General features: G+C 39.3%; 24 protein-coding genes and 1 other annotated feature. All 24 genes read right to left on the minus strand.

The window, feature by feature from the left end:
* Window positions 1–12: 12 nt before the first annotated feature.
* Window positions 13–1,122 (minus strand): RNA polymerase sigma factor RpoD, encoded by a 1,110-nt coding sequence (gene rpoD / locus O3633_RS01660; RefSeq protein ID WP_000201894.1) that lies wholly within the window; start codon window positions 1,120–1,122, stop codon window positions 13–15.
* A gap of 2 nt (window positions 1,123–1,124) precedes the next feature.
* On the minus strand, window positions 1,125–2,891 hold the full coding sequence (gene dnaG, locus O3633_RS01665) for a DNA primase (RefSeq protein ID WP_371620165.1): 1,767 nt from the start codon (window positions 2,889–2,891) through the stop codon (window positions 1,125–1,127).
* Window positions 2,892–3,071: 180 nt separating this feature from the next.
* Window positions 3,072–3,503: a hypothetical protein gene (locus O3633_RS01670; RefSeq protein WP_371620166.1), complete on the minus strand. Its 432-nt coding sequence runs from the start codon at window positions 3,501–3,503 to the stop codon at window positions 3,072–3,074.
* A gap of 164 nt (window positions 3,504–3,667) precedes the next feature.
* Window positions 3,668–4,426: an ABC transporter ATP-binding protein gene (locus O3633_RS01675; RefSeq protein WP_049530442.1), complete on the minus strand. Its 759-nt coding sequence runs from the start codon at window positions 4,424–4,426 to the stop codon at window positions 3,668–3,670.
* Window positions 4,423–5,289 carry an ABC transporter permease gene (locus O3633_RS01680; RefSeq protein WP_075231637.1) on the minus strand — a complete coding sequence of 289 codons (867 nt, stop codon included), beginning with the start codon at window positions 5,287–5,289 and terminating at the stop codon, window positions 4,423–4,425. The genes O3633_RS01675 and O3633_RS01680 overlap by 4 nt, the downstream gene beginning before the upstream one ends.
* Window positions 5,290–5,350: 61 nt before the next feature.
* Complete coding sequence (gene trpX / locus O3633_RS01685; protein WP_371620167.1) at window positions 5,351–6,352, minus strand: tryptophan ABC transporter substrate-binding protein; 1,002 nt, start codon at window positions 6,350–6,352, stop codon at window positions 5,351–5,353.
* A gap of 123 nt (window positions 6,353–6,475) precedes the next feature.
* Window positions 6,476–6,691: a binding site (T-box leader), on the minus strand.
* Between the two features lie 94 nt (window positions 6,692–6,785).
* Window positions 6,786–9,611 carry a phosphoenolpyruvate carboxylase gene (ppc, locus tag O3633_RS01690; RefSeq protein WP_371620168.1) on the minus strand — a complete coding sequence of 942 codons (2,826 nt, stop codon included), beginning with the start codon at window positions 9,609–9,611 and terminating at the stop codon, window positions 6,786–6,788.
* Window positions 9,612–9,635: 24 nt separating this feature from the next.
* Window positions 9,636–10,847 carry a cell division peptidoglycan polymerase FtsW gene (ftsW, locus tag O3633_RS01695; RefSeq protein WP_371620169.1) on the minus strand — a complete coding sequence of 404 codons (1,212 nt, stop codon included), beginning with the start codon at window positions 10,845–10,847 and terminating at the stop codon, window positions 9,636–9,638.
* 272 nt (window positions 10,848–11,119) lie between these two features.
* The gene (gene prsA / locus O3633_RS01700; RefSeq protein WP_075226892.1) at window positions 11,120–12,061 is read right to left on the minus strand and encodes a peptidylprolyl isomerase PrsA; all 942 of its coding nucleotides are present in this window, start codon (window positions 12,059–12,061) and stop codon (window positions 11,120–11,122) included.
* A 73-nt stretch (window positions 12,062–12,134) separates the two neighbouring features.
* Window positions 12,135–12,848 (minus strand): O-methyltransferase, encoded by a 714-nt coding sequence (locus tag O3633_RS01705; RefSeq protein WP_371620170.1) that lies wholly within the window; start codon window positions 12,846–12,848, stop codon window positions 12,135–12,137.
* 5 nt (window positions 12,849–12,853) lie between these two features.
* Window positions 12,854–14,656 (minus strand): oligoendopeptidase F, encoded by a 1,803-nt coding sequence (gene pepF / locus O3633_RS01710; RefSeq protein WP_371620171.1) that lies wholly within the window; start codon window positions 14,654–14,656, stop codon window positions 12,854–12,856.
* 18 nt (window positions 14,657–14,674) lie between these two features.
* Entirely contained in the window at window positions 14,675–15,631 is a 957-nt protein-coding gene (locus O3633_RS01715; RefSeq protein ID WP_371620172.1) for a competence protein CoiA, read from the minus strand.
* A gap of 95 nt (window positions 15,632–15,726) precedes the next feature.
* Window positions 15,727–16,875, minus strand: coding sequence for a PDDEXK family nuclease (locus O3633_RS01720; protein WP_371620173.1), 1,149 nt, complete (start codon window positions 16,873–16,875; stop codon window positions 15,727–15,729).
* Between the two features lie 201 nt (window positions 16,876–17,076).
* Window positions 17,077–17,937: an SAM-dependent methyltransferase TehB gene (tehB, locus tag O3633_RS01725; RefSeq protein WP_371620174.1), complete on the minus strand. Its 861-nt coding sequence runs from the start codon at window positions 17,935–17,937 to the stop codon at window positions 17,077–17,079.
* Between the two features lie 14 nt (window positions 17,938–17,951).
* Window positions 17,952–18,419 carry an SsrA-binding protein SmpB gene (gene smpB, locus O3633_RS01730; protein ID WP_001051741.1) on the minus strand — a complete coding sequence of 156 codons (468 nt, stop codon included), beginning with the start codon at window positions 18,417–18,419 and terminating at the stop codon, window positions 17,952–17,954.
* Window positions 18,382–20,724: a ribonuclease R gene (gene rnr / locus O3633_RS01735; RefSeq protein ID WP_371620175.1), complete on the minus strand. Its 2,343-nt coding sequence runs from the start codon at window positions 20,722–20,724 to the stop codon at window positions 18,382–18,384. The genes smpB and rnr overlap by 38 nt, the downstream gene beginning before the upstream one ends.
* Before the next feature lie 94 nt (window positions 20,725–20,818).
* Window positions 20,819–21,052, minus strand: a complete 234-nt coding sequence (gene secG, locus O3633_RS01740; protein WP_000282515.1) for a preprotein translocase subunit SecG — start codon at window positions 21,050–21,052, stop codon at window positions 20,819–20,821.
* 39 nt (window positions 21,053–21,091) lie between these two features.
* Entirely contained in the window at window positions 21,092–21,241 is a 150-nt protein-coding gene (gene rpmG / locus O3633_RS01745; protein WP_001809104.1) for a 50S ribosomal protein L33, read from the minus strand.
* Window positions 21,241–22,440, minus strand: coding sequence for a multidrug efflux MFS transporter PmrA (gene pmrA, locus O3633_RS01750; RefSeq protein WP_371620176.1), 1,200 nt, complete (start codon window positions 22,438–22,440; stop codon window positions 21,241–21,243). The genes rpmG and pmrA overlap by 1 nt, the downstream gene beginning before the upstream one ends.
* Window positions 22,427–23,032: a dephospho-CoA kinase gene (coaE, locus tag O3633_RS01755; protein WP_371620177.1), complete on the minus strand. Its 606-nt coding sequence runs from the start codon at window positions 23,030–23,032 to the stop codon at window positions 22,427–22,429. The genes pmrA and coaE overlap by 14 nt, the downstream gene beginning before the upstream one ends.
* Complete coding sequence (gene mutM / locus O3633_RS01760) at window positions 23,032–23,856, minus strand: DNA-formamidopyrimidine glycosylase (RefSeq protein ID WP_371620178.1); 825 nt, start codon at window positions 23,854–23,856, stop codon at window positions 23,032–23,034. The genes coaE and mutM overlap by 1 nt, the downstream gene beginning before the upstream one ends.
* 48 nt (window positions 23,857–23,904) lie before the next feature.
* Window positions 23,905–24,804, minus strand: coding sequence for a GTPase Era (gene era / locus O3633_RS01765; RefSeq protein ID WP_049530465.1), 900 nt, complete (start codon window positions 24,802–24,804; stop codon window positions 23,905–23,907).
* Window positions 24,805–24,820: 16 nt separating this feature from the next.
* Window positions 24,821–25,216, minus strand: coding sequence for a diacylglycerol kinase family protein (locus tag O3633_RS01770; RefSeq protein WP_371620179.1), 396 nt, complete (start codon window positions 25,214–25,216; stop codon window positions 24,821–24,823).
* A complete protein-coding gene (gene ybeY / locus O3633_RS01775) occupies window positions 25,197–25,694 on the minus strand; it encodes an rRNA maturation RNase YbeY (protein WP_000275150.1) in 498 nt (165 codons plus the stop codon). The genes O3633_RS01770 and ybeY overlap by 20 nt, the downstream gene beginning before the upstream one ends.
* Window positions 25,695–25,777: the final 83 nt, after the last annotated feature.

The raw sequence follows: 25,777 nt of genomic DNA on the forward strand, positions 1-25,777 counted from the left end.
CTCTCCCTTAACTTAATCTTCAATGAAATCACGAAGTGGTTTGCTTCGACTTGGCTGGCGAAGTTTTCTCAAAGCTTTGGCCTCAATCTGACGGATACGTTCACGCGTTACGTTAAAGACTTTACCAACATCCTCCAAGGTACGCATTTTCCCATCATCAAGACCAAAGCGGAGACGCAAGACATTCTCTTCACGGTCAGTCAATGTATCTAACACTTCATCCAACTGCTCACGTAAAACGATACGAGTTGTATAGTCCACTGGATTTTCAATCACTTCATCCTCGATAAAATCACCAAGGTGGCTGTCATCCTCTTCACCAATTGGTGTTTCAAGAGAAACCGGCTCTTGGGCAATCTTGAGGATTTCACGAACCTTGTCAGGTGTCATATCCATGCGTTCAGCGATTTGTTCAGGAGTTGGATCTTGTCCCAATTCTTGAAGAAGATTACGTTGTTCACGAACAAGCTTGTTAATTGTTTCCACCATGTGAACTGGGATACGGATGGTACGAGCTTGGTCAGCAATGGCACGAGTAATAGCCTGACGAATCCACCAAGTCGCATAGGTTGAGAATTTGAACCCTTTAGAGTAGTCAAATTTATCAACGGCCTTCATCAAGCCCATGTTTCCTTCTTGGATCAAGTCAAGGAACTGCATTCCACGTCCAACATAACGTTTAGCGATAGATACTACCAAACGAAGGTTAGCTTCTGCAAGGCGTTGTTTAGCTTCGATATCACCTGCTTCAACAGCAAGGGCCAACTCTTTTTCCTCTTCATTTGTAAGCAGAGGCACAACCCCGATTTCTTTCAAATACATACGGACAGGATCATTGACCTTAGCAGAGGTTGAACCAATCAAATCTTCATCAGTCAACTCTGGTTCTTCCTCAGTGCTCAAAACACGCGCACTTGGATTTCCTTCGTTGTCCGTAATTGAGATACCAGCATCTTGAATACGTTGCAAAAGATTCTCAATACCTTCCACATCTAAAGTGAAGGGAATTACGAGGGCGTTATTGATTTCATCATCAGTTGCTGTACCAGTTTTTTTATGATTGCGAATAAATTCCGCTACTTGGACGTCAAAGGTTGTTACTTCTTTTTGTTTTGTTGCCATTCTTACTCCATTCTTCTTTTTTGGGCAATTAAGCGTTCTAGCTCTTCTAATGCGGTGTCTGTATCACCGACATGGCTAGCTTCCTGAACTTTCTTTTTAATTTGCAGATTTTCCTGATTCAAAAGAGCTCTTTTTCGAGACTCTTCCACTTCGACTAACTCGTGAGTGGACATCTCAGGTGGCAAATCTAAGGCTAGGACTTGATACCACGCACGCTCCACTTCTCTGGTCTGATGAGCCAAATCCTCAGATGAGATACTTCCATTATCAATCAAGAGTCCATACAAGGTCTGAAACTCTGGAGTTTCAAAGATAAAATCCTCTCTTAAGCGATAGTCATTAAGCACCAAGGGATGTTCCATCATTCGGTAGAGAATATGAGCCTCCGCTCTCATCACTGCTGTCAGTTGCTTGGTGACAGACATAGTGATAGGACTAGGACTCGGACTATAGGTCTCCTTGACCTTCTCCTTTCTCTGTCTAACACGACTTTCATTGACAATATGTTCGACTTGCTGATAGTCAAAAGATGGCAAGTGATCCGTCAAAATGTGAATGTAGGAATTCTGAGCTGTGATAGAGGGTTCCTTGGCGATTAAGGGAGCAATTTTCTCTATAAATTCAATCTGAGCTTGTAGATTTTCACTATTTTCAGGTCTGAAATGATGAATGTAAAACTCAACAGGACTGATGCGTGTATTGGTTAATAGATAAGCCAAGTCTTGAGGAGAGTTTTTCTGCAAATATTCATCTGGATCCATTGCGTCAGGAATCTGGACGACTTGGACAGGTAAATCTTTAAGCTCATCCAAGGCTTTCGCTGTGGCAGCTTGCCCAGCCTTATCTCCGTCATAGGTGACGATAACCTTTTTAGTAAAGCGTTTCAGATGCTCCACATGTTCACTCGTAAGTGCGGTACCCATAGAAGCAACTGCATTTTCAATACCAGCACGATAAGCCGCAATGACATCCATAAATCCTTCCATCAGGTAGATTTCAGGAGCCTTGCCCGATCCTTTTTTTACCCTCTCCAAATGATATAATTCGTAACTCTTGTTAAAAATTGCCGTCGCTCGACTATTTTTATACTTTCCAGTTTGAGAATCGGCCTCCTGCCATACTCGACCAGAAAAGGCAATCACCTTTCCTTGATCATTTGAGAGCGGGAACATAATGCGATTATGAAAGGTATCAAAAAATTGATTACTCTCAGATAGATAAAACAAACCTGAATCCAGCAAGTCCTTCTCACTATAATCATCTGCTAAACGCTGATATAGATAAGAGCGTTCTGCTGGAGCCAAACCAATCATAAAATGCTTGAGAACATCATCTGTTAAGCCACGTTTATAGAGGTAGTCCCTAGCCTTCTCACCCATCTTAGTTGTCATGAGGATGGCATGATAAAACCGAGCAGCCTTGTCATGCATATCGTAGAGATTTTGATGCGGCGACCTAGGCTGTACAGAACCTTGAACAGGCGCTGCCATCTGAATCCCAAGTCTCTCAGCTAATATCCTCACCGCATCCGCAAAGGTTACCTGCTGATACTCCTCGATAAACTTAAAAACATCTCCAGAACGACCACATCCAAAACAGTGGTAAAACTGCTTATCCTCGACCACGTTAAAGGAAGGAGTCTTTTCACCATGAAAAGGACAGAGCCCTAAAAAGTTCCGTCCAGATTTTTGTAAGGAAATCACTTCTCCTATGATTTCGACAATATTGGTATTGTTTTTGATCTCTTCGATGAGTCTCTTGTCAACCATAGACAATACCTCCATTTTATCACAGTTTACTCTAACTAGTATAGCTTATTTCTGAAAAAAAGTAAACCATTTCATACACTTTACATGATACTATTTCATAAGTTTCCAGCTATCATGAAAAACTGAATCTTCTGAGTAAATCATTCTAATATTTGAAAGAAAAATAAAAGAAATAAAATCCTATTTCACTTGATCTTCGAGGTTATTTTTTAATATTCTGCTAATATACTGACCATCTTTTCTACTGATACAAGCCGTTGCAAAAGTCATTGGTGCTATATAAACTTCTCCTCTATAGGATGGATCAGTCAATACAGGCATAGAATAATAGGCGTTCTTTTTATTTTTAAGGTCAATAAACCATTTACCTCCTAGGTGTTTGCGAAAGGTTTCACCGATATAAACGGTCAAATAATCCAACATCTTTCGGTCTGCTATCAAATCATGGTGGTCTTCGTAGTGAGCCAAGATCCAAGCCTCCAAATCATCCAAGGACTGCATACTATAGTCTAAATGAAGGCCTTGTTCCTCAGCAAACTCCCTAGTAAAATAGTCCATCTTAAATCCAATTTGAAAAATCCATTCTTGAAAATCTTCTTGTGTGTAAGCCATGTTTTTATCTCCTTACTTTTATCAAAGTTTAAGATTCTTATACTGATTATACTCCAAAGTAAAACTGACGAATAGGAAAAAACAGTAATATTTAAAATTCACCAAAAAACTTAGAAGCAAAAGCCTACTTCTAAGTTTTTAAGGATACTTGATTTAAAAATTTTCTACTCAAAAAGTTGATAGTAATCTGAAATCTTCATTTTAGCTTTTTCATCCTTGTTTAAATCTTGAATGATTCGTCCTTCTTTCATAACAATGAGGCGATTTCCATACTTGAGAGCATCTTCCATATGGTGGGTAATCATCAGAGCAGTCAGATGGTCCTTACTGACAAAGTCATCTGTCAATTCCATCAAGGCTACACTTGTTTTAGGGTCAAGGGCTGCCGTATGTTCATCCAACAAAAGGAGTTCTGGACGCTTCAAGGTCGCCATCAAGAGGCTCAAGGCCTGCCTTTGTCCACCTGACAAAAATTCAATCGGAGTATCCAAGTGCTTCTCTAGGCCATTTCCAACCTTCTCAATAGTCGCTTGAAATTCTTCCTTGTAAGCTGAGAGTCTTCTTGGAAAGAGTCCACGTTTTTCTCCACGGAACTTGGCAATCAAAAGATTTTCCGCAACCGTCATACGTGGAGCAGTTCCCATCTTGGGATCTTGGAAGACACGAGAAAGGTATTTGGCACGCTTTTCTGGGCTAAAATGAGTCACATCCTCACCCATGATGCGAATACTCCCGCTAGTCAAGGGCAGAGTTCCTGCAATGCTATTAAAGAGAGTTGACTTGCCTGCACCATTTCCACCCAAAATTGTGATGAAGTCATGTTCATAAATATCAAGTGAAACATCGTTTAGGATAATCTTTTCTTCGTCAAAGCCATTTGTCACAATTTTTGTGGCATTTCTTAATTCTACAATCGCTGTCATTTGCTTAACTTGACTCCTTTCAAGTATTTATCCTTAAGGGTTGGAATAACTAGACAAGTTGCTAGGATAAGAGCACTGTATAGACGGAGGTAACTAGTATTAAAGCCAAGAGCAATGACTCCCCATACCAAGAATTGGTAACTAATAGAGCCAACAACAATAGTAACCAAGCGTTCTGCTAATGTGAGGCTCTTAAAGAGTACTTCACCGATAATCAAGCTGGCAAGACCAACAACAATTACACCGATACCACGAGAGACATCTGCGTAGCCTTCTTGTTGAGCAATAAGGGCGCCAGCAAGGGCGATAACACCATTTGACAAGACCAAGCCCATAAGCTCCATCCGTCCTGTATTGATACCAAAACTACGAGCCATGTCTGGATTATCCCCTGTAGCGATATAAGCTTGTCCAAGTTTGGTATCTAGGAAGAAAAGCATGAGAAGGATAACCAAAGTCACAAAGATTAAACCTGTCAGTAATTGATTAACCTCTGATGAAAATGGAAGAACATCTTGGATTTGCTTGGTGTTTAAAAGTCCAAGGTTAGCCCGTCCCATAATCATGAGCATGATAGAATGACAGGAAGTCATGACTAAAATTCCTGATAGAAGAGTTGGAATTTTCCCTTTGGTATACAATAGTCCAGCTGCTAAACCAGCAAGACAACCGGCTCCTATGGCTGCTAAAGTAGCAAGAAAAGGATTGACTCCTTGTGTAATCAGAGTCACTGCTACCGCTCCTCCCAAGGGGAAGGAACCTTCAGTTGTCATATCTGGAAAGTTCAGGATTCGAAAGGTCATAAAGATTCCCAAGCCCAGGATAGCCCAGACCAATCCCTGTGAAATAATAGATATTAGCATGTTTGTTTCGTTTCCTTTATTTTAAAAATTGGAGGAGATGTCTCCAACTCCTCCTACATTCTTATTCAATTACTTGACCAGCTTCTTTGAGAACTGATTCAGGAATAGTAATTCCTAGTTCTTGAGCAACTTTCTTGTTGATAACTGATTTACCAGTTGAGAAGACATTAACTGGTGTATCTGCAGGTTTTTCACCCTTCAAGACTTTGGCAATCATCTTACCGGTAGCAACACCAAGATCGTGTTGGTCCACAACGACTGATGCCAAACCACCTGCTTCTACCATGGCAGTCGCACTTGGGTAGATTGGTTTTTTAGCTGTTTGGTTGCTTGATACTACAGTTGAGAACGCAGATGCGATTGTGTTGTCAATTGGAACCCAGATTGCATCTACTTTACCAGTCATAACATTAACTGTTGAAGCAATTTCGTTAGTTGATGGAACTGCGAATGTTTCTACTTTCAAACCAGCTTTTTCTGCGTAAGCTTTGAACTCTTCGACTTGTGATTTTGAGTTATCTTCGCTACTTGAGTAAAGAGCCCCAACTGTCTTGACATCAGGAGTCAATGTCTTGATCAATTCAACCTGTTGTTGAGCAGGGTTATGGTCAGATACCCCTGTGATGTTTCCACCTGGTTTTTCCAAGTTTTGTACAAGGTTAGCTCCAACTGGGTCTGTAATAGCTGCCATGATAACAGGAAGGTCTTTTGTTGCACTTGCAAGACCTTGAGCTGCTGGTGTAGCAATACCGACAACGACATCATTTCCATTTGCCACCAATTGTTTACTCATTGTCGCAACCTTACTTTGGTCACCTTCTGAGTTCATAAAGTCGATTTTAACTTGGTCACCTTTATAGCCTTCTTCAGCAAGTCCATCTTGGATACCTTGGTAAATCAAGTCGAGCGATGGGTGGCTTACAAACTGAAGAACACCAACCTTAGCAGTTTTATTTGCTGTCTCAGTTTTAGTTTCTTGCTTCGTTAAGCTAGAATATACCAAGCTTCCACCAACTACAAGTGCTAATGCTACGATAATACCGAGTAGACGTTTGTTTTTCATAATTTTCTCCTTATTTCTTCTTAACTTATTATTTTTTTATTCAATCACTTATTCAAGCGTCGCCATCGTTTGAATTCCATTATTTATCCTCCTCATAGAAAAAGTCCTCACACAAAAAACTTGTGTGAGGACGTCGATACGCGGTGCCACCTCAATTATAGGGAATATCCCTATCTCTCAATCTCGCTTCACGAGTTGCACTATAAGGTGTGCGTACCGAATTCTTATGATTTCAAATTCTTTATAACATTCAGCCCAATTTTCATCACTTTCATCTATCCGTTTCCACCAACCACAGACTCTCTAAAAAATTTCAATGATTACTTTCTGAATGGTTAAATTATATCATTTTACTAAAACTTGTCAAGGGTTTTCATAAAATATTTTAAATATTAACAAAAATTTCTACGGTTTTTATAAAAACTAACTTGTATCAACCTGAATTACGTAATCCTGTAGCAATTCCGTTGATAGTTGTATGGATTAATCTTTCTTCATCTGAAGATAGCTCACCACGACGTTGGCGCTTAATCAATTCCAACTGGATATAGTTAAGGATATTGAAATAAGGCATGCGATAGTTGAGACTGTCTTTCAAGTAAGTATTTTCTGCCAAGAGCTCCTCATGGCCCTCAATAGCCAAGATAACATCCTTAGTCAACTGCCATTCATCTAAAATGGTATAGTAGATTGCTTGGACTTCTTCACTTTCACAAAGTCTAGCGTATTCAAAGGCAATGTTCATATTTGATTTTGACAAGACCATATCGACGTTGGATAGGAGTGATTGGAAGAATGGCCAATTTTGATACATATCACGAAGGAATTCGATATTTTTAGGATCTTGGTCGATAAATTCCTTAAAGCTTGAACCAACTCCATACCAACCTGGGAACATAACACGACTTTGTGACCATGAGAATACCCAAGGAATAGCACGTAAACCACCGATTTCAGTGATCGTTTTACGAGCTGCTGGACGAGAACCAATATTGAAACTTGAGATAGCCTTGATTGGACTCGATTCAAAGAAATAATCATAGAAATGGTCATTTCCAAATACAAGTTCACGATAAATATCGTAGCTACGTTCTACTACTTGGTCCATGATAGCTTCATAGCGATTTGACGTATTGGTATCACTCTTCTTCTTAGTAATCATACGGTTGATAGCCGCTGAAACCAACATTTCAAGGTTATAGTAGGCTGCATCCTTGTTTCCGTATTTGTTTCCGATAACTTCTCCTTGCTCAGTCAAACGGATACGATCCTTGATTGACTTGAGTGGTTGAGAAGCAATGGCATCATAAGTAGGGCCACCACCACGGCCAACGGTACCACCACGACCATGGAAGAAGGTTACTTTGACTCCAAATTCATCACCAATAGCTGTCAATTGTTGTTGGGCCTTATAAAGTTTCCAACAAGATGATAGATAACCACCATCCTTGTTACTATCAGAGTAGCCGAGCATGATTTCTTGGTAATTGTTTTTAGAAGCAATCCATTTCTTAGCAAGTGGTAGAGAGAAATACTTTCTCATAGTTTCTTCAGAATGATCCAAGTCTTCAATCGTCTCAAAGAGTGGAACAATCTGAACACGCGCTTTTTCAGCATCCACCAGTCCAACTTCTTTTAGCATGATTGCCAACTCAAGCATATCTGACACGCTGGTTGCATGAGAGATAATCGTTTGACGAATGACATCTTCTCCTAAACGATCTTTTAATTCACGAGCAGTTTGGAAAATAGCCAATTCTTTTTCAAGCAGTTCAGACTTCTCAGCATGAGTTGCAGACAAGATTCGAGGATCTTCTAACAATTCATGTAAAAGTAAGTCACACTTTTCATCTTCTGACAAATCACTATAGTGGTCATTGATTCCAGCAGATGCCAACAATTCTGCTACACAGGCTTCATGAACGCTTGAGTCTTGACGCATATCAATAGAAGCCAAGAAGAAACCAAAGACTTCCACAGCTTCTAGAAGCTCGGCGAACTCACCAGTAAGCAAAGCCTCGGCCTTATTTTCAAGCAATGAATCTTTAATAATAGCGAGGTCTTGTTTAAATTCTTCGACTGTTTCATAGTAAGGAGGACGATCCTCAGCCAGCTCTTGAATTGCTCCTGAAAGACGATTACCAATGTAATCTGTAATCACTCCTTGCTGATGGCTATTAGAACCGAGCAAATGTTCAACAGGATGACGTTCATCAGATGTCGAACCAACGATTGACCATTCTTTCAAATTCAAAAGAGTTTGAATCAATTTGGACTGAATCAAGTGAAAGGCACGACGATAAGGTTCTTTTTCACGGAAGACAGATGTATCACTAGATTGTGCGGCCATTTCTTCAACAGCCTTGCTTGTTTTGGATAGATTAGTAGAAAGAGAGAAAGTACGATAGAGACTTGAAATCTTGCTGATATAGTAGTTGAAGATGACTTCGCTTTGAATGGTTGCTGAACGCAAGAGAGTTTCAGCAGTTACAAATGGATTTCCATCTCGGTCTCCACCAATCCACATTCCCATAGTAATAGGTTTGGCTTGTTTAAGATCAATTCCTTGCTCTTTTGCTAGACGTTTGTACTCTAGCATCAAGTTAGGGACAGCCTGTAGGAAGGAACTATTGTAGTACTCCATGACATTGGTGATTTCGTTGGTTACTTTTAGTTTCTTCTCACGAATCATATCTGTCTGCATGATGATTTCAATATAGCGACGAAGATCATTATGCCATTTTTCCTTGTTAATGAGCCCCATTCTCACATCACGATATTTACGCAAAAGGGTATGGATGTGAGTGGTCAAATCCAACATACTCTTACGTTGAACCTGAGTTGGATGGGCTGTCAAAACTGGCACCACGTTCAAGTGTTCAAGAATCTCAGCAGCGTTTTCTTTTTCAGCCACCATTTTGATCGTTGTTGACAATTTACCGAGATAGTCTTGATCGACATTATTTAGGTGGTTAATCTCATAAGCCAAGTCTACGTCTTCGGAAATGTTAATTAAGAGTGGTAAGATAGAAAAATATCTAGAAATGTAGACCATCTCATCATTTGAAAGACCTGTTACTACTTTATCTAGCCCTTGATAGTCAAGTTTTGAAGAAAGTTCCTTCAAGTGCATGATCTTATCAAAGGTTTCAGCAGGAAGCATATTTTTCGTGATATCTTCCAGCATATCCGTCAAGATTTGAACTTCCTCTTGTACGACCGTTTTGTTACTATAATTTTCTAACTTTTGAAGAGACATTTTTTTCTCCTTGTTATCTATGTCTTAAAGCTGTGCTTCGTATTCACTAAAAAGTCGCGCACGCTTCTCACTGGCATCAATATTTAATACAAATGCTATGGCTACAGAAAGAACCAAGAGACTATTCCCCCCTTGCGAAAGGAAAGGGAAGGTTACTCCTGTTGAAGGAATCAAGCCTGATATACCTCCAATATTAACAAATACCTGTATCATGATCATGCCCCCAATACCGATTGCTACCATTGAGTTGAAAGGATCCCTTGCGCGAATACCTACCAAAATGATACGGAGAATTAAGAAGAATAGGAGAGCGAGAATAAGACTTGCTCCTACAAATCCAAACTCTTCGATGACAATCGAAAAGACAAAGTCTGTATGGGCTTCTGGTAGATAACCACGTTTTTCAATAGAATTTCCTAATCCCAGACCAAACCATCCTCCATTAACCATGGCATAGTAGGAATTGGCCAACTGGTGTCCAGCTCCAGCCAGGTCATTAAAGGGGTTGAAAAAAGCACTGAACCGCTTGGCAACATAACCAAATACAGGAATTTTAGAGAATTTCTCAACACCGATTATCCGAATGGCTGTTAAGGAAATCATAGAGACACCAGCAAGTAAGCCCAGAATAGTTGTGAACCATCGATAAGCTATTCCACTAATGGTATACATGAGCAAGGATACTAAAATCAAGATAGTAGCATTTCCTAGGTCTGGGAAAATCGCCAAACTACCAATCATAACCAGTAGAACAAAACGCCAATCATTAAAGGCTCTTGGCAACCACTGATTAAGGGTTAAAACTTGGAAATCGTAAACAGCTATCTCATCCTGTTGTTTTGAAAAACGCTGTGCTAGATACCAGACAATGATAATTTTTAAATACTCTGCTGGTTGAATCGTTATTGGACCAACCTTGATCCAGCCATAGGCCCCATTGACAGGAATCCCAATTAAACGCGCTAGAGCAAGCAGTATCAGCTCAACAAACATGACGATGAAGATTAATCGCTCATTTCGCAGAAATCCTAATTTCAATTTATAAATCAAGGCAATTAAAAACAAACTGGCTATCCAGAAAATTCCTTGATTTCGAACCAGTTGCAGGGTGCTTTTTCCCTCTTGGATAAGAGTTGCACTAGTTGTCGAATAAACTACTATCAATCCTAGAACGGATAACAGTAAATAAGGAATCAAAATGGAATAATTCAGCAGGTGCCTTTTACTTATTTTCATATGTCACCTATCTATCGGAAAAATTATCTTATTTTCCCATATTATTTCTAGTTTTATAAGCTATTATACCATTTTTTAGCCTAGAAAAAAACTCTTACAGTATAAACATTCGAATTTTACCCAAGACAGGCTCATGATTAAAAATTCTTGAGTGACATCTTTACTCAATCTACAAATAGTTGAAAGTTACTTGAATTCGTTAAATTTTAATGTTCTTATTTCAGAAAATCAAAAACTACCTCCCAGACAAAGGAAGGTAGTTCATTACTATCTTAGTTTGAGGCGCTACTACTGCTGTCAGAAGTTGTTTCGCCTTTGATATATTGTGTAAAGATATTTTGGAAGGCTTGATCTTTAACTTTAATATTGGCATCCTGTAATTCTTTACTAATGACACCTTGAACAAAGGTTGCATCATTTTGTTTTTGAGTCAAAATGATTGTTTTAAGTTTTTCTTTGTAGTCATCCAAGTTTGAAGATTTTTCTGACTTCTTAGTTAGTTTCACAATGTAGAAACTACTTGTATAAGCTTGAGTTCCTGGAGCAGTGATAACATCTGAAATTCCGTTAACATCAAGCGCAAAAGCAGCTTTCTTAACTACGTCTGGTAATTCTGTTGATGCAGAGTCAAAAGTAATTTCTCCACCATTTTCTTTTGTCTTTTCATCTGTGGAATTGTCTTTTGCAAGTTGTGCAAAGTCAGCTCCAGATTCTTTTGCTTTGGCAAGAACTTCCTTAGCCTTATCTTCACTGTCAAGTTTAATAATTTGAGCCGTTACTTCTGGAGTATACTCTTCAAATGCTTTTTTATAGTTTTCATCTGTTAATTCAGCTTCAGCGGCTTTCTTAACAGCATACTCAACTAATTTACTTGTACGAATTTGAGCTTTACGGCTTTCTGCAGTCATACCTGAACGGGCGAGAATCGTTTGATAGCTATCACCATATTTCTTTTGTTCTTCTGCAACGGCATCCTCTACTTCTTTATCGCTAACTTCTGAACCATATTGTTTTTCAAAAACTTTTTGAATGGTCATATTCAGCAAGACTTGTTGAGCAGTCGCATTGTTTTTAACTTCTTCAAAGAATTGATGCTCAGTAATAACATCGCCCTTCATGCTAATCAAGTCAGTTCCTTCAGAACTGTTTGAACAAGCAGCCAAAGTGGCTACTGACAACAATGTGATGGCTCCTGCCATTAGTTTTTTCTTCATGTTTACTCCTTTTGTTCACTAAATAAAGGTTTACCTTATCTATTTTACCAAATTGTCTTAAAAATATCTGAAATCAATCAATATCAGGCAGTTCTACTTCTGCTTGATTTTTTCTCAGCATGAGAATCCCGTCCCCAAGAGGAACCAAAGTAGCGGTTAATCCTGGATTGTCTAAAGTCGCATCAAAGAGTCGTTGCAAGCCTCGATAGATGGTTCGTTGGCCTCGACGTACTTCCATGATATCCTTGGCAACATCCCCACCCTGGAATATATCATCCAAGACTATCACTCCTCCAACTTCCAAACGTTTAAGGATTTCTGGTAGAAAAATGATGTACTTGGATTTAGCAGAATCCATAAATACAAAGTCGTAGGACTCTGTTAAGGTCGAAAGGACATCCACAGCATCGCCTTCTAAAAGGGTAATCTGCTTGCGACTATCAAAGCGAGCAAAATTCTCCTTGGCAAAACCAATCATCTCAGGATTACGGTCAATAGTGGTGATTTTTGACTTGGGTGAATGTTCTGCCATCAAAAGTGCTGAAAATCCAATCGCCGTACCAATCTCTAAAATATTTTTTGGTTGAATAGTTTCCATAAGGAAACGAAAGTAAGCGACGGTTTCATGAGGAATGATAGGAATATTCTCCTTGCGAGCAAAGTTTTCTAGTTCTTTTAGGGAACCTGTCACCTGCTTTTGTCTGTGGCGCATGAACTCGACAATCTCATGCTTGACAACAGGACGTCGCATGTTATGATTGGCATTTTTACTATAAGACTTTACCATTTGCCTTATGCCAATCCTAATTTTTCAACAAGGGCTTCAAACTCATCCAAACGGCGTTCAAAGACTGCAAAGGCATCGTTGAGGTAATCTTCTTTTTCCATATCAACACCAGCTTTTCGCATGATATTTAGAGGATAGTCTGACTTCCCAGCCTTGAGGTAATCAATATAACGGTCACAATCATCTTGACTACCGTGAACAATCTTTTCAGCCAAGGCCGAAGCTGCTGCAAAGCCTGTTGAATATTGATATACATAGTAATTATAGTAGAAATGAGGGATACGAGCCCACTCGTACTGAATTTGAGGATTGTCTTCCTTGCTCAAACCATAATATTCTTGGTTCAAGTCAGCATAGAGATTGCTTAGGAACTCACTTGTCAAGACTTCACCATTTTGGTCAGCTTGATGAATAGCATGTTCAAATTCAGCAAATTGAGTTTGGCGGAAGACTGTTCCACGGAAACCATCTAGGAAGTTGTTGAGAATTGCAAAGCGTGTTGCATCGTCTTGAACTTCTTGCAATAATTTTTCTGTCAGAATGTTTTCATTAGTAGTTGAAGCAATTTCTGCCAAGAAGATTGAGTAATCTCCGTATACATAAGGTTGTGTTTCACGCGTATAGCTAGAATGCATACTGTGCCCTGTCTCATGTACAAGAGTAAAGAGATTATCCAGGTTATCTTGCCAGTTAAGAAGCATGAAGGCGTTGGTATCATAAGAACCACCAGAATATGCACCTGAACGCTTGCCTTGATTTTCATACACATCAATCCAGCGTTCTCTGAAGGCACGTTTAACTCGGCTCAAGTAATCCTCACCAAGAACTGCCAAAGCATCTTCTGCTTTCTTCAAGGCTTCTTCATAAGTAAAGTTGTATTCCACTGAAGACAATGGTGTATAGACATCGTACATTTTGAGGTCTGGAATACCAAGGATTTTTGATCGAAGAGCCAGATAACGATGCAATAATGGTAAGTGCTTACGAACAGCAGATACTAGATTGTCATAAACACTTTCTGGCACAAAGTTTGCCGCAAGAGCAGCTTCACGCGCACTCTTGTAATTACGAACCTTAGCACGATAGTTTTGCACTTTAACATTGGTCTGCAAGGTTTTAGCGTAAGTGTGCTGGTATTGCTCATAGGTAGAGTAAAGGGCTTCATAAGCTTCACGACGAACCTCACGATTCTTAGATTCTACCAAGCGCATATAAACGCCGTGTGATAATTGAACTTCATTTCCATCTTCATCTTGAACAAATGGAAAGACGATATCTGCATTATCTAAGATAGCGAAGGTTTCACTAGCTGCCCCGAAAATTTCACCAGCACCTGCAAGCAACTCTTCTTCACGTTGTGAAAGGACATGTTCCTTATTTTGCAAGAGTTTATCAAAGAAGTGTTTATAAGGCTGAAGTTTTGGTTCTTCTGCTAAAAAGTTTTGATACTGCTCTTCTGTTATAGCCATAAATTCTGGCTCATAGAAAGAGAACACCTGGTCGAGTTGACTATAAAGAGTCATTGCTTTTGCATAGTATTCTTGATATTTAGCAACTCGTGTATCTTGGTCGTTTTTCATATGAGCATAGACATAGAGTTTTTCAAGACGACGACTCAAGTCCAGATAACGCTCTGTAATTTCAAGAAGGCTTTCTGGACTGTCCAAGAGATGACCCTCAAGACTAGCTGCTTGTTTTGTATCTTCCGTTAAAAGGGCGAGTTCTTCTTCCCATTTTTGGTCTGTTTCAAAGATCGTTGATAGATCCCATGTATCTTTTTCATTGATTTCATTTCGTTGTAATACCATAAGTTTCCTCCATCCTTTCTATTTTACCATATTTTTCGAGAAATAATGCTGATAAAAGGCAGGTGGATAGAGCTTTTGTTGCTGATTATGTGGATTCAGTTCATAATAAGCCTGAAAGTTGCGGTAATAATCATATAGATTTTGACTTATCTGACAAAAATGACCATGTTCTATCGGCCTTACTTGGGGATACCAGTCCTGAGTCTTCCAATTTAATAGGTTTTCTCCTCTCAAGTAAGCTTGGGCTTGTTGTTTCATCCAATAGGGGTTTTGATAATAGAGCTGTTTTTGAATGTAATGACAAATATCTATGTCTTGCTCAACTGAAAAAATGGTAAGATTTTGTTGATGATAAGGAGTCCGTAATATTTCTAGAAGATTTCCTTTGTCATAAGAAAATTCCTTGACCTGATAATGGAGTTTCCCTTTCAAATCTTGGTGAAGGAGGTACTTAAGTCTTAAAACTTGTTTTTTATGGTCTAACTCCCAAATATGAAAGCCCATATTATTACTGAAGTAAAGAAAATCTCTCTGAAGTTTAGTTAGTCGCTCTTTTAGCCAGAGCTTTTCTCCCAGTAGCCAAAGAACTTGAATTCCCAAACTTCGATAACCATTGCTTCTCTCCCGTAAAAGTTCACAAGAAATGGGACTGCACTGAATTTCTAGAGCTAGTTGTTTATTGATAAAGATATCTGCAATTTGCTTCAGTTCAGGTATCAGGCATTCCATCTCTACCTTAGCATTCATCTTAGCCCAATAAAAAAGACTTTTTTTATTTTCTAGGTGTTCTGGTCCTTCATTTTCATGAAAAAAATCACATTTTTTGAGACTTTCATGAGCGAAATGTGCACGCACGTTTTTTCCTTTTCTCAAGCGGACACTCGTTCCACAAGCCGGACAATAATAAACTTGCTTCTTTACTTCATCCTCTAAAGCGCTGATTAAATCCCCATTTTCATCTCTAGCTAAAAACATAAAACCTCCTTTTCTACTTTATTCGAAAAGGATAAGAAAAAGGCTGAGAAAACCAGCCTTTCCATTATATTTTTAGAATAATCCTTTAATCCAGCTCATATTTTATGCTTTTTGATATATTTTTGTAACATGGGAATCAGATTTGAAATTTGATCTTGTTTAATCACCAACACACCGTACTCTTGACAACGATGGTTATATACGGGATTGATTTTTCCAGAGCAAACAATTAATTTCAAACAAGTTTCACCAGCAAAATGATTGGCATATACCTCTAGTTCATTAATAGCTTCTACAGACAAGTCTGTCATTTTACAAGATATAAAAATAATGGATTGACCTTTACGGAGGACAACATCAATTTCATTTTGTACATTATCAACTTCAGGGAAAATACCATTCCAGTCAATTTCTGCCCCTATCATACATTCATCAAAATACTCAGACTCTATCGCTAAAAGATAGAGATATAATTCTAAAATATGACCTTTTGTGCGACAGAGCAATTGTGCCTCAGAGCTAGAAAAAGTGTAACGAATATGTTCGGAACTTTCCTCATCAATATGAATCAAGTTAGCTTCTGTTAATAGAGGAATCATTGATTCTGGATAAAAGTACCTTTTCCCGTTACTTTCCAAAACTTTTACTGTTTCAGCATGAAAATCAACTGTTTTAGCTAATGCAAAGAATTGAGTAATCTGATACCATTGCTCTGGGTTTAAAATTGCATAGTTGGCTAATTTTTTGATGGTAATCATTTGTTTCGGACTATATTTAGGTTGTTTCGATTTGATGAGTTTACCACCCCGTAAGGCCATCAACTGTTCAATGGTCAGACCAGGAATTACTAACTCTTCCTTTTCCACCTTCCCCATCTTCCATTTAAATTGTTTTCCTTGCTCAATATCTATTGCAATAATCGGTAATTGCTTTTCCAAACCATACTGATAAAGGAAAATAGCTAATATCGAATCTCCTCCAAAAACATCTAAAGTCACTGAATCATAATTAGTCAAGAAAAGATTCAAATCATCCGTAATCTTATCTAGACTTATTTGCCGAAAATGCACTTGTTTTACATGGGAAACTTGATTCAGCAAAAAATGCTTCAAGGACAACCTTTCTTCTTCTGTAATTTTTTTCAGGGAGAGAAATAGAACCTCGTCACAATCACAGATAAAAGTCTGATAAACATTTTTCTCGATTGTGTGATGATCAAAAAGTTCGACTAAAAGACTTGGCATGTCGCTACCTCCCTATTAAAGACTTATTAGTAGTATGGAAAATTTAAAATTTCTTATTGTAAACTTCATAGAAATACGGGTTAAGAGATTGTCTTTAGCATTTTCTACACATCTAGTATAGCATAATTCAGTTGATTGGCCCTCAAGTCTTTATATAAAAAAAGAATAGAAATTGATAGCTTTTCTATTCGTTTTAAGATTTTATTTTATCTTTTTAGCCAACATGGTCGCAAAGCGTAGTTGAATACGATTGCCATTCTCATCACGACGGTGCAAATGACCAGGATTTTCATTATACTTAACCAATTCCCAGTCCTGGTAGTAATCTGCTAATTCCCCCTCTTTAAAGGTAAAGAGAAAATTAACTGAACATGGATAATCTTCCGTATCCATAGCACAAACAATCAAATTGTAGCCACCGATAGAGGTTTGTTCCTGCATGTTTCGGATAATAGCAGGAATACGTTCTGCTTGTAAAAACATGAGCACAACCGTTGATACGATAAAATCGTAAGTTTGGCCTATGCTAGCTGAATTGATATCGTAGAGACCAACAGGCATCTCTAAATCTTCTTGCTCCACAATGCTTTGCAAGATTTCAAGAGATAGCTCATTTTGGTCCACTGCTGTGACATCAAATCCATGTTGAGCGAGAAAGAGTGCATTTCTTCCTTGACCACAACCCAAATCTAGTGCCTTACACGGTTTTACCGTCTGCATAGCTTCTAAGACTTCCGAATGAACTGGATTAGTATTGTATTTCTTAGGGAAATAATCCTCAGGTTTACAATAAAATTCCAGGTACCATTCTACATCATCTGTAGCAGCTTCTACACGGTGCCAGGCTTGAGGCTGAGCCATGGGATTATCAGCACCTGCTTCAAAGAGATGTTCAGCTAAAACTTCCCCGTCTTCAGTCAACTCAATAAACTTAAGAGTCCCTTTTAATAAGGTAATCTTGCCCCAGGATCCGACCTTAGTATTGTGTTTTCTTTGAACAGCTTCTGGCATAGTGTCTTTATTCCAGACAGGCATGCGTTTGTAGGCAACTAGTTTTTCCATATTCTTCACTCTTTCTATCGATGGTTAACAGCTTTCATAACACGCGCAATATCACGATCTTGCTCACGACGTTTGATAGACTCCCGTTTATCGTAATCGTGTTTCCCTTTTGCAAGTCCTAAGAGTAGCTTGGCGTAGCCATCTTTGATGTAGACTTTAAGTGGAACCAGAGTCATTCCGGTCCCTTTGGTTTCTTGCTCCAACTTTTGGATTTGTTTTTTATGAAGGAGAAGTTTACGACGACGTTCTGGCTCCTGGTTCCAGATGTTGCCTTCCTCATAAGGAGCGATATGGACATTACTAAGCCAAACTTCCCCATTCTTAACCTGGGCAAACCCATCTTTCAGATTGATGCGGGCTGCTCGAACACTCTTGATTTCTGTTCCTGTCAGGACCATTCCTGCTTCTAGCGTATCAACGATTGTATAGTCGTGGTGCGCCTTTTTATTTTGCGCGACGACCTTTCCCTCGCCCTTTGCCATGCTTAGCTCCTTTCTTTGCTACTTCCTTATAAAAAGGTTTCTTGCTCTTTTTCTTTTTATCTTTTGGAGAATGCTTGCGCTTATCACTTGAGCGACTAGCTTTTCTCTTGTCTTCTTTCTTATCTGAACGACGACTTCTATCCTTACGACCAGACTGTTTCAAACCTTTCTCAATGACATCAAATTCGCTTGGAATAAAGGAGAAATCAATCTCACCAGTCATCTTATCTGCTCTTTCAACGCGAATGCGAATCTGCTGTCCCACACGGAAAGTAATTCCTGATTTCTCCCCACGAAGGGTTAAATCACGTTCGTTAAAATGATAGAATTCAGGTAAATTAGTAATGTGTATCAAACCTTCGACTGTATTTGGCAATTCAACAAAAAGACCAAATTTAACAATACTTGAAACAACTGCATCGTACTCTTCACCAACATACTCTTCCATGTATTCAGCTTTTTTCATAGCTTCGACTTCACGCTCTGCCTCGATGGCACGGCGCTCACGGTTTGAAGATTGAGTCGCAATCTCTGGAATGACCTGTTCAAAATGCTCCGCCACTTCCTTAGAACGTCCATAGTCGCGAATCATTCGGTGAACCAAGAGGTCCGGATAACGACGAATTGGACTAGTAAAGTGAGTGTAATAGTCCGCAGCAAGTCCATAGTGACCATGATTATGCTCAGAATATCGAGCCTGCTGCATGGAGCGGAGAAGCATCATTGATAATACATCTGCATAAGGCTCTCCTTCAACAGCACGCATGATATCTTGGAGAGCTTCCTGACTAATCTCACTCGCAGTCCCATAAATTCTCAAACCAAAACTAGAAGCGTAATCAATAAATTTTTGAACTTTTTCAGCTTTAGGTTCCTCATGGATACGATAGATAAAAGGTAAATCAAGCTTGCTAAAGTGTTCCGCAACTGTTTCGTTAGCAATCAACATAAAGGACTCAATCATACGTTCAGCAACACCACGATGACGAAGAACAATATCAACTGGCTTCCCTTTTTTATCGACTAAAATCTTAGCTTCATTGGTATCAAAATTTAAAGCACCACGCTTAATTCGCATACTTTCCAAAGTCTCATGGAGCTTGGCCATAAGTTCGATACTAGGAACAATTTTCTTATAGTCTTGTCTCTTCTCCTCGTCACCTGCTAGGATGTCATTGACATCGCTATAGGTCATACGGAAACTTGTCTTGATAACAGTCTGGGTAATCGTATAATTACGAACACGACCATGTTTATCAATCTCCATAATAGCAGACTGGGTCAAGCGGTCCACTTGAGGATTGAGGGAACAGATACCATTTGAGAGGCGCTCTGGAAGCATTGGAACTACACGGTCTGTCACATAGACAGAGGTCGCACGATTGAGGGCTTCTTTGTCAAGAGCAGAACCCTCTGTCACATAGTAAGAGACATCAGCGATATGAACTCCAAGTTCATAATTTCCATTCTTCAATAGCTTGATGTGAACAGCGTCGTCTAAGTCCTTGGCATCAGCCCCATCAATGGTAAAGGTAATTTCATCTCTCAGGTCCAGACGGCCTTCCAGATCCTTCTCTGATGGAGCATCTGGCACACTTTCAACTTCTTTGAGAACTGCCTCTGGAAACTCTGATACAATATCCATAGACTCCAAGACTTCAAGGACATCAATCCCTGCATCCGTTGAATGTCCGACAACATCTAAGACACTAGCGACAAAGAAATCGTGTTTCTTACTTGGATACTTATCAATAAAGACCTTGAGAACTTCTGTGCCTTCCAATTGAATAGCTGGCTTTTTAACATAGATTGGTTGACTAATTTTTTGATTTTTTGAACGGATATAGCCCGCATACTTGGGCTTTTCCTCATCAAGAACGATTTGCCCAACAACTGTCGTTAGACTGTGCTCTAGGATGTCGATAATCTTTGCTTCTGCAGCGGTTCCTTTGTTACGGTCAGCAACTTTCTTAATGACAACTTCAACAGTATCGCCATCAATGGCATAGTTAACATCACTTTTTCCAACAAAAAGATCGTCTTCTTCGCCTTCAAGACTTACAAAACCGAACCCATTTTTATGGGCATGGAAAATTCCTTTCAGGGTAATCTCATGTTTTTTCTTCTGTTCTAGGGTTAAACTACCATCTTCTTCAAAGCGAATCTGGTGCTTACGTTCCATCAAGGAAAGAGTTTTGATTAACTCACGGAAGTCCTTTGAACCATCCTTCCCGAGAGCTTGAGCCAAGTCATTGACAGTGACTCGTCCCTTTTCTTTTAAATATTCTTTTATTCTATCTTTCATGTTTTCTTTCTAGATTGTTAAATTTTTTTGGTGTAAAACCTTATTTCTTTTAAAAATAAAAATAGGCTAAGACCCAGTCCCGCCCATTATTTTCTTATCTACTTGATAATACAGTCAATGCTAAGGCAATGGCTAGCCAGAAAAAGACTAAAACTCCTGTCAAACGTTGCATCACAGCTTCAAAACCGCGTGCTTTGCTACGCTCAAACAAATCACCTGCACTGGCATCAAATACATTGCTAGATTGGTTTTTAGTTGGTTGCATAAAAATTGCAATCACAATCACAACAGATAATACTAATAGAATGGTTAATAATAGGTTATACATATCAAACTCCTTAAAATCCCTATTATTCTACCATAATTTCTACTTAGATTCAAGATGTAGAGTCACTTTTCTTTCTTTTGGGCAATACTTTAAGACCTCAATCTTGTCTGGATGTGTTTTGGAGTTCTTACTGGTTAGATAATTGATGCTGCCACAAGAGGAGCATTTGAGATTGATTTTTACTCGCACTAGATTTCCTTCACTTTTAATAATGTTTTAAATTGGATAAGGTTAAATAAACAACTGAGAGCTACACAAAGAGCTGTTGCATAAAATACTGAGTGATAGCCAAATTGTCCCACTACTGCTGATCCTGCTAAGGGACCTATCACTCCTCCTAGATAAAAGAAGACTTGATTAAAGGCAAATACCCTTGAAATGCCAACTTTAGGGGTCATTTTGCTTAGGAGAGCATTGACACCAGGTATCAGAGCTCCCGTCCCCAGACCAAATAGAAAACGATAGAAGCCTAATTGGAATGGGCTAGTCGCATTTGCACATAATAGATATATGAAAACTGAATATACCTGAGCTACGACAAGTAGTCGATGATTGCCCACTTTATCACCTAATTTACCCATGATACCTGCGCTCATCATACTTGAAAATCCCATGCTGGATACAATCAAACCAGAGACAAAGAGAAGATTCTCTTTCTGCCCCAGATCTCGTACATAGAGGGCAAGGATGGGACCGATAGATTGGGCAGCAAATTGAATCACAAAGCTAGTTAGAAATAGATTTATCAAGAGAAAAGGATATTTAACAGAAGTAAAGAGCTCTTTTGTAGGGAGTGCTTTTTCTTTTGGCACTGGTTGAAAGTTTTCTTTGATAAAAAGAATGGTTAAGATAGCTGCCAAGAACAGGAAACTACCGACCAATAAAAAGACATTTCGAATTCCAAAAATTTCGGCAATGAAACCACCTACAAACGGACCGGTCAAAGTTCCAGCGACAACACCAGTTGATAAAGTCCCTAGAGCGTATCCCGATCTATCTTTGGGAACTTGACTTGCAATTAAAGCTGTCGCATTAGGTACAAATCCTGTAAAAACTCCATTAAGAAACCGTAAGAACAAGAGCCAGAAAACATTTGGAACAAAGGCCAGACCACCCATAGTAATAGTCATGGCTAGCCCTGCACGAATCATCATGGGTTTTCGACCATACTTATCTGCCAATATTCCCCAAATTGGTGATACAAAGGCTGCAGAAATGGCTGAGACTGATATAGCTAAACCTGAATAAAAGGCAACTTGATCCCCTTTAACTCCTAACTGTTCCACAAAAATAGGCATGAAAGGGACAACAAGAGAAATGCTGGCTCCCGTTAAAAAGCAACCAAACCAAGCAATACGAAGATTATCCTTCCAACTAATCTCTTGCATGGACATCGCCTCCTTCAAGTAAGGTCACTACTTGATTCAAAAGCTGCTCTCGACTGCCATTATTGTCTAATATATAAGTAGCAAATTTCTTCTTTTCTTCTAAAGGCCACTGTGAAGCTAAACGAGTTTTAGCTGACTCTTGGGATAACTGATCACGGTTCATTAAGCGATCCAGCTGGGTATCTCGCCTTACATAAACTAGCCAAGTTTCATCGAACCATGAAGCATAGTCCTGTTCAAAAAGCAATGGAATATCCATGAAAAATATGTCCTCAGTCTGAGCGAACTTGTCTCTCAAAGAGCCCAATTCTTCACGGATGATTTGTCCTTGAGTCTGTTTAGACCATTCTCTCTCCTCATAGTTAGAAAAGATAAGACTGGCAAGTAATGGACGATTCAGTTCCCCATCTTCTAGAAGGACTTTTTCACCGAAATGCTCTACTAAAATCTGATAAAGGCGACCACCAGGTTTTTGAAGTTGGTGAACAAGAGCATCCGCATCTACCACTTCAAACCCTTTTTGTCTTAGAAAATTTGTGACAGTGGACTTACCTGACGCAATACCACCAGTGATTCCGATTATTTTTCCCATCACTTTCTCCTTTGACATTTTGGACAAAAATGGGTTCCACGACCACCGAGTTGAATTTTTTCGATGATGGCTCCACAGCGAGAACATGCCTCTCCAGTCTTATCATAGACCTGATGAAAGTCCTGCATGGTCCCATCCTCGCCAAAAGCATTGGTATAGGTCCGAATGGTGGAACCACCTTTCTCGACAGCCTGCCCCAATACTTCAATAGTCTGTTCATGAATAGCTGTCGCTTCAGCTCTTGTCAAACTCTGAGAAGAACTAGCTGGATGAACCTTTGCCCTCCAGAGAACTTCATCCACGTAGATATTCCCCAATCCAGCAACCAAAGTCTGGTCGAGAAGATGCGATTTGATCGGTTTTTTAGATTTCTTCAAGAAACCTCTAAAAATCTCTAAGTCAAAATCCTGTTCAGTAGGTTCTGGTCCAAGCTTTTTAGATACAAAGTAAGCATCTAAGAGTTCAGGAGCAAGCAATTCCATAGTCCCAAACTTGCGGACATCCTCATAAACAAGCGTGCCACCATCTTCAAAATGAATCAAAACATGGGCATGCTTACGTTCAGGGACTTGGTCTGGGTAATAAAAATACTTTCCTTCCATTCGCAGATGCGAAATCAAGACCTTGTCTGTCAAATAAAAAAGTAAATATTTCCCACGGCGCCCCATCGATTGAATCTCTTGACCAGGCAATTCTTTCTGAAACTGATCCAAATCTGTCTTAATCATCTTGGGATAACGAATATCAAGACTAGCAATCTTCTTCCCTAGAATCAGTTTTTCAAGACCTCGTCGAACCGTTTCGACTTCAGGTAATTCAGGCATAACTCCTCCTTCTCTAAAAACAAGAAGCAGGCTACCGCCCACCTCTTCTTAATATTCTTTTTCGTTATAGCCAAAGTCAGCCAAATCTAGCTTTTTATCTCGCCAGTTTTTCTTAACCTTGACCCAAGTTTCTAGGAAAACCTTGTCCCCTAGCATAAGCTCGATATCACGACGGGCCATAGTCCCAATTTTCTTGAGCATGGCACCACCTTTACCGATGACAATCCCTTTTTGGCTATCACGTTCGACCATGATAGTTGCTCGAATATGAACCTTGTCTGTATCCTCGTCTCGTTTCATAGAGTCCACCACTACTGCAACTGAGTGTGGAATTTCTTCACGAGTTAAGTGTAAGACCTTTTCACGAATCATCTCAGAAACCAAGAAACGCTCTGGATGGTCTGTGATTTGATCGGCTGGGAAATACTGGAAACCTTCTTCAAGATTTTCACTGAGAATATCGACTAAACGTGAAACATTATTTCCCTGAAGAGCTGAAATAGGAACAATTTCCTTAAAGTCCATCTGATTGCGGAAATCATCGATTTGAGCCAAGAGCTGGTCTGGATGAACCTTGTCAATTTTATTGACCACCAAAATTACAGGAACCTTAGCAGCCTTGAGTCGTTCGATAATCATATCGTCACCCTTACCACGCGCCTCATCTGCTGGCACCATGAAAATTACGGTGTCCACTTCACGAAGGGTGCTATAGGCAGACTCTACCATGAAATCTCCGAGTGCTGTTTTAGGCTTGTGAATGCCTGGTGTATCAATAAAGACGATTTGCTCCTTATCAGTGGTGTAAATCCCCATGATTTTATTGCGCGTTGTCTGCGCCTTATCACTCATAATAGCAATCTTTTGCCCCATAACGTGATTTAAAAAAGTTGACTTCCCTACATTTGGACGTCCTAAAATGGCTACAAAGCCTGATTTAAATGTCATAATTTCCTCTTACTGTTTAAAATAATAAATCCCAAATCCGTGGGAGAAAGATGAGTGCACCTGTCAAAGCGGCAAAAATTGAGACTACAAGCACGGCACCTGCTGCCATGTCCTTAGCTTTCTTTGCCAACATAGAAAAGTGATAGTGACTAGCCAAATCTACTACATTTTCAATAGCTGAATTAATAATCTCAAAAGCTACCACCATGAAAATGCTCATAAGTAGAAATAACCATTCGATTCGTGACACCTGAAAAACAAAACCTGCAAGGACAACTATTAGAGCCGTCACTGCATGCTTTCTCATATTACGTTCTTCCTTAATCGCAGTAAAAATCCCTGTAATGGCAAATTCTAAACTGGATATTAGGTCACGATTTTTCCATTTTCGTTTATTGTCTTGTGAGTCCATAGGCTGTCAAAATTTCTTCTTGTAAACCGAACATCTCCGCTTCTTCCTCGGGAGTGTAGTGATCATAGCCGTTAATGTGTAAAAAGCCGTGCACTGCCAAGAAGCCCATTTCACGTTCAAAACTATGACCGTACTCCTCAGCTTGCTCATGAGCCTTATCAATGGAAATGAAAAGCTCACCGATATAAGCATCAAATTCTGACATCATATCTGCCAAGTCGGGATCATTTTCCAGATCTTCCTCATCAAAGGCAATCTCTAACTCCGGCTTATATTCAAGACTGATGACATCTGTTGGACGATCGGTATCACGAAACTCTAGATTGAGTTCATGGCTTCGTTCGTTGGTCACAAATGTGACCGCCATTTCCTTGTCTTCTTTTCCAATTTTTTTTGCAGCAAATTCTAAAATTTCCTGTGTTTGTTCTAGTATTTCTTTTGAAACTTGTCCAGTTTCATCTACCATTTCAATATACATGTGCTTCTCGATTCTCTTTACTTGGCTTTATTATATCACATTTCTATGATTTTATTCTACCTTTTTGATATAATACTATGGAA

It is taken from the genome of Streptococcus sp. 27098_8_22, assembly GCF_041432415.1.
Classification (GTDB): domain Bacteria; phylum Bacillota; class Bacilli; order Lactobacillales; family Streptococcaceae; genus Streptococcus; species Streptococcus pseudopneumoniae_M.